At 65.6% G+C, this 4,907-nt stretch carries 3 protein-coding genes and 2 pseudogenes; 3 read left to right on the top strand and 2 right to left on the bottom strand.

What is annotated here, in order from left to right; genetic code table 11:
- Positions 1-81, bottom strand: a pseudogene (locus ACH107_RS29935) (protein-L-isoaspartate O-methyltransferase); the annotation flags it as partial.
- A pseudogene (gene tyrS, locus ACH107_RS29930) lies at positions 78-1,037 on the bottom strand (tyrosine--tRNA ligase); the annotation flags it as partial. The pseudogenes ACH107_RS29935 and tyrS, both read right to left, overlap by 4 nt.
- Positions 1,038-1,099: 62 nt before the next feature.
- On the opposite strand from tyrS, the gene ACH107_RS29925 reads away from it, so the two are divergent.
- The 3 genes from ACH107_RS29925 (at position 1,100) to cysS (ending at position 4,772) form a co-directional block, all read left to right on the top strand.
- The gene (locus ACH107_RS29925) at positions 1,100-2,191 is read left to right on the top strand and encodes an anhydro-N-acetylmuramic acid kinase (protein ID WP_310692146.1); all 1,092 of its coding nucleotides are present in this window, start codon (positions 1,100-1,102) and stop codon (positions 2,189-2,191) included.
- A gap of 297 nt (positions 2,192-2,488) precedes the next feature.
- The gene (locus ACH107_RS29920; protein ID WP_412509351.1) at positions 2,489-3,097 is read left to right on the top strand and encodes an outer membrane protein; all 609 of its coding nucleotides are present in this window, start codon (positions 2,489-2,491) and stop codon (positions 3,095-3,097) included.
- A gap of 289 nt (positions 3,098-3,386) precedes the next feature.
- Entirely contained in the window at positions 3,387-4,772 is a 1,386-nt protein-coding gene (gene cysS, locus ACH107_RS29915; protein WP_412509352.1) for a cysteine--tRNA ligase, read from the top strand.
- Positions 4,773-4,907 lie beyond the last annotated feature (135 nt).

Here is a 4,907-nt window from a genome sequence, read left to right as displayed (position 1 = left end):
CGCCTGATAGCCCGAGCCTGTGCCGACCTCGAGCACCTTGTCGCGGGGCGTGACCTTCAGCGCCTGCGTCATCAGCCCGACGCCGACGCGCCGTGCAGCAGTGTCGTCACTTCGTTGGCCAGCACGATCTTGGCCTCGTTGATCTCGGACCCGCCCAGCGCGCCCAGCCGGTCGCATTCCGCCACCGGCAGTTCGGTGTAGAGCTTCAGGAACCGGCCGGTGTCGGCATCGGTCGTGTTGCGCCAGAACTGCCAGAATTCGTAAGGCGACAGCATCTCGGAGTTCAGCCAGATCGCGCCGCCCGCCGACTTGCCCATCTTGCGCCCGTCCGAGGTGGTCAGCAGCGGCGTCGTCAGCCCGTAGATCTCGGCATCCAGAACCCGGCGGGTCAGGTCGATACCGTTGACGATGTTGCCCCACTGGTCGGAGCCGCCCATCTGCAACAGGCAGTCGTAGCGGCGGTGCAACTCGAGGAAATCATAGGCCTGCAGGATCATGTAGTTGAATTCGAGGAACGACAGGCTCTGCTCGCGGTCCAGCCGCGATTTGACCGACTCGAAGGACAGCATCCGGTTGACCGAAAAGTGCCGCCCGATGTCGCGCAGGAAGTCGAGGTAGTTCAGCCCGTCCAGCCACTCGGCGTTGTTGAGCATCAAGGCCGTCGTGCCCCGTGCCGCGTCCTCGCCATAGTCGAGGTAGCGCGCGAAAACCGCCTGCATCCCGGCGATGTTGGCGTCGATCTGGTCCGGGGTCAGCAGCGGCCGCTCCTCCGCTCGGAAAGAGGGATCGCCCACCTTGGTGGTGCCGCCACCCATCAGAGTCACGGGCCGGTGGCCGGTCTTCTGAAACCAGCGCAGCAGCATGACATTCAGAAGATGCCCCACGTGCAGCGACTGCGCCGTGGCGTCATAGCCGATATAGGCGGTCACCATCCCCTGGCTCAGGGCCTCGTCAAGGCCTTGATAATCCGTGCAGTCGGCCAGAAAGCCGCGCTCCATGATCGTGGCCATGAAATCGGACTTGGGATGATAGGTCATGTCTTGTCCCCGTGGTGGCTTCGGCGCACTCTATAGAGCGCTGTCTGGCAGAGGAAAAGCGGATGTTGAAGGCGGGCAGGGTTCGGGCCGCGGGGGCCATGTCGGGCACCTCGCTCGACGGGGTCGACGTGGCCGTGATCGAGACCGATGGCGCGCGGCTGCTGGGCACCGGGGAAACCCGCTTCGTGCCCTATACAGCGGCGCAGCGGCAGGTGCTGCGCACGGCCCTGGGCAAATGGCCCGGCGACGATCTCGCCGAGGCCGCCGAGATCGTCGAGACGGTCCATGCCAAGGCGCTGTCTGGGCTGGCGGCGGTGGCGCTGGCGGGCTTTCACGGCCAGACCCTGGCGCATGATCCGCGCGGGCGCGGCACCCACCAACTGGGCGACGGCGCGGTATTGGCCGAGGTGCTGGGCCTGCCCGTGGTCTGGGATTTCCGGTCGGCGGATGTGCGCATGGGCGGCGAGGGGGCGCCGCTGGCGCCTTTCTACCATTTTGCGCTGGCCCGCTGGCTGGGGGCCGAGGCGCCGCTGGCGGTGCTCAACCTCGGCGGTGTGGGCAACCTGACCTGGATCGACCCGCGCCAGCCCGCCCCCGAGGCGCCCGGCGCGCTGCTGGCCTTCGACACCGGCCCGGCCAATGCGCCGATCAACGATCTGATGCAGGCGCGGCGCGGGCTGGACTGCGATGAAGGCGGCGCGCTGGCCGCGCAGGGCACGGCGGCCGATGAGATCGTCCATGATTTCCTGTCTTCACCCCATTTCCTCAGATCGCCGCCGAAGTCGCTGGACCGCAACGAATTTCCGCAGTTACCTGATGCCGTCGCGCGGCTTTCGGATGCCGATGCCGCCGCCACGCTAACGGCCTGTGCCGCCGCCGCCGTGGCCCGCGGGATGGACCAGTGCCCTGCGCCACCCGCTCAGGTGCTGGTTGCGGGCGGCGGGCGGCACAACCGCACGCTGATGGCCATGATCGCCGCCGGCTGTGATTGCCCTGTCGCGCCGGTCGAATCCGTGGGGCTGGACGGCGACATGCTCGAGGCGCAGGCCTTTGCCTTTCTGGCCGTGCGTGTGGCGCGGGGCCTGCCGACCTCTTGCCCGGGCACGACGCGAACGGCCGCGCCGGTGTGCGGAGGAATGATCAGCCAACCGTAAAAGGGTCCGGCGGGCAGGGCCCATCCTGAGCTGACGACAACATGACCGGATGCCCGCGAACCGGCGCGGCGCGTGGTCCCGGATCGGCGATCACTGGCCGGTCAGGCACGGGTTTGTTTCGTTGACCATGGGCGAGGTTGCGCGGAACGTATCACTTTGCCCGGGTGACCCCTGCGGCGGCAACGCAACAGGCGCGACCAGTTGACCGCCCGGCAGGTTGCATGAAAACTGCCGCTGTCATAGCCCGAGTCTGGTACTTCACCGCGAAACTACCCACTATTTTAGGGAGAATGTATCATGAAAATCACCTCTTTCACCGCCTTGACCGCTGCCGGATTGCTGAGCGCCACGCCCGCGCTTGCCGGATCCCTCGAAGACGCCAAGGTGACAACCGAGCCGCCCGAGCCGGTCGTGGTCGAACCGGTCGGTACCGGCTGGACCGGCTTTTACGCCGGCGGGTCGCTGGGCTACGCTGATGCGACCGACTCGACCTATTTTGGCGCCGAAGCACTCGACGGGCTGACTTACGGGGTCCATGCCGGGTATGACCGTGATTTCGGCAGCGCCGTGCTGGGCGGCGAGCTGGAGCTTTCGGGCTTTGACCTTGAGAGTTCTAATGACGGGATTTATAAGTTCGACAGCATCCTGCGGGCGAAGTTGCGCGCGGGCTACGACGCTGGAAACTGGCTGCCCTACTTGGCTGCTGGCGCGGCAAAGCTGACGATCAGCGGGGTTCTTGACGATAGTGATACCGGGTCGTTCTACGGCGTTGGTGTCGATTACCGCGTGGGTAACGACATCCGGGTCGGCGCGGAGGTGCTGGACCACCAGTTCGATGACTTCGCGAGCAGGGGCGACGACTTTGATGTCACGACCGTGGCCGCCCGGGTGTCCTTCGAATTCTGATCGCCCGCGTTCAAGCCATGCTCTGATGACCAAAAGCGGCTCTTGCGGTGGGCCGCTTTTTCTTTTGTTCCCGGCTGCCACGGCCGGGCCGCGACCCGCGAATTTGCCGGGGCGACGCCGTCCGGGGTTGCCACCGCCCGTGGCGACGGTCTATCAGGGAAGCATGAAGAGCATCTGCACCCTCTGCTGCATTATTCCCTGCTGACACCAGTCGCGCGGGCCGCTCTTTCACGTTTCCCTTGATCCAGAAAGTCGCTAGGCCCGCGGGCGCAAACCGCTGCGAGGCCGCATCGTGACGATCGAACTCTACAACACCCGGACGAAGACCAAGGCGCCCTTCGTCCCGCTCGATCCCCAGAACGTGCGGATGTACGTCTGCGGGCCAACGGTCTATGACCGCGCGCATCTGGGCAACGCGCGGCCCGCGATCGTCTTCGACGTGCTGTTCCGGCTGCTGCGCCATGAATACGGGGCCGATCACGTCACTTACGTGCGCAACTTCACGGATGTGGACGACAAGATCAACGCGCGGGCGGCCGAGACCGGGCGCGAGATTTCCGACATCACCGCCGAGACCACGCAGTGGTATCTGGACGACATGGCCGAGATCGGCGTGCTGGAGCCCAACCAGATGCCCCGCGCCACGGCCTATATCGCGCAGATGGTGGCGATGATCGAGGATCTGGTCGCCAAGGGCCACGCCTACGCGGCCGAGGGGCACGTCCTGTTCGCCGTGGACAGCTGGACGGCGGACTATGGCCGGCTGTCCGGGCGCACTGTCGATGACATGATCGCCGGCGCCCGGGTTGAGGTCGCGCCCTACAAGCGCAACCCGATGGATTTCGTGCTCTGGAAGCCCTCGCAGGCGGGCGAGCCGGGCTGGGACAGCCCCTGGGGCGTCGGGCGGCCCGGCTGGCATATCGAGTGTTCGGCCATGGCCAAGGCCCTGCTGGGCGAGGTCTTCGACATCCACGGCGGCGGCAACGATCTGATGTTCCCCCACCACGAGAACGAGATCGCCCAGTCCTGCTGCGCCAACGGCACCGAGGAAATGGCCCGCGTCTGGATGCACAACGAGATGCTGCAGGTCGAAGGCAAGAAGATGTCCAAGTCGCTGGGCAATTTCTTCACCGTGCGCGACCTGCTGGACCAGGGCGTGCCGGGCGAAGTGATCCGGTTTGTCATGCTGTCGACGCACTACCGCAAGCCGATGGACTGGACGCAGAAGAAGCGGGAAGAGGCGGAGCGAACGCTTAACAAGTGGGCTGCCGCCTGTCTCGATGCAGACGAGTCTGTTGTTCGCGAGGACTTTCTCGCCGCGTTGCGCGATGATCTGAATACGCACAAAGCTATTTCGGTTCTACACGAACTCTATGAGGCATCCGACTTTGACGGTCTGAGCGGCGGCTTGTCATTTTTGGGGTTGGACATAGCGGACTGGAGCAGTGTCTTTAAGGGTTTGGTAGCTCGGTGGGATGACATGACGCTTGCCCCACTTCAGCACAGATTATTGCATGCGCGCGCCGAGGCGATGAAGACCAAGGACTTCTCCGAAGTCGACCGCCTGAAATCTGCCCTCGTTGACGCCGGCGTCGAAGTGCGCATGTCGAAGGAGGGGGTCGACCTCGTCCCCGGACCGGGGTTCGACCCCGCCAAGCTGGAGGCCCTGAAATGACGCCTGTCACCAACACCCAGGCCAGCGCCCGGCCCGCACGGGGCGCCCTGCCGCAAACACTGTCATCACCGCCGCGCGCCCCGGTGCCGCTCGGCAAGACCTCACCCGAGCGCCCGCCCCGTGGGGCGGCGGGTC

It is taken from the genome of Roseovarius halophilus (ex Wu et al. 2025) (genome assembly GCF_047086965.1).
The sequence above is the reverse complement of the archived record's forward strand: the minus strand, read 5'-3'. Positions and strand labels throughout refer to the sequence as shown.

Bases quoted from the DNA above. Each gene is read 5' to 3' on its own strand.
- ACH107_RS29925 (WP_310692146.1), top strand. From the start codon at position 1,100: ATGTTGAAGGCGGGCAGGGTTCGGGCCGCGGGGGCCATGTCGGGCACC.
- ACH107_RS29920 (WP_412509351.1), top strand. From the start codon at position 2,489: ATGAAAATCACCTCTTTCACCGCCTTGACCGCTGCCGGATTGCTGAGC.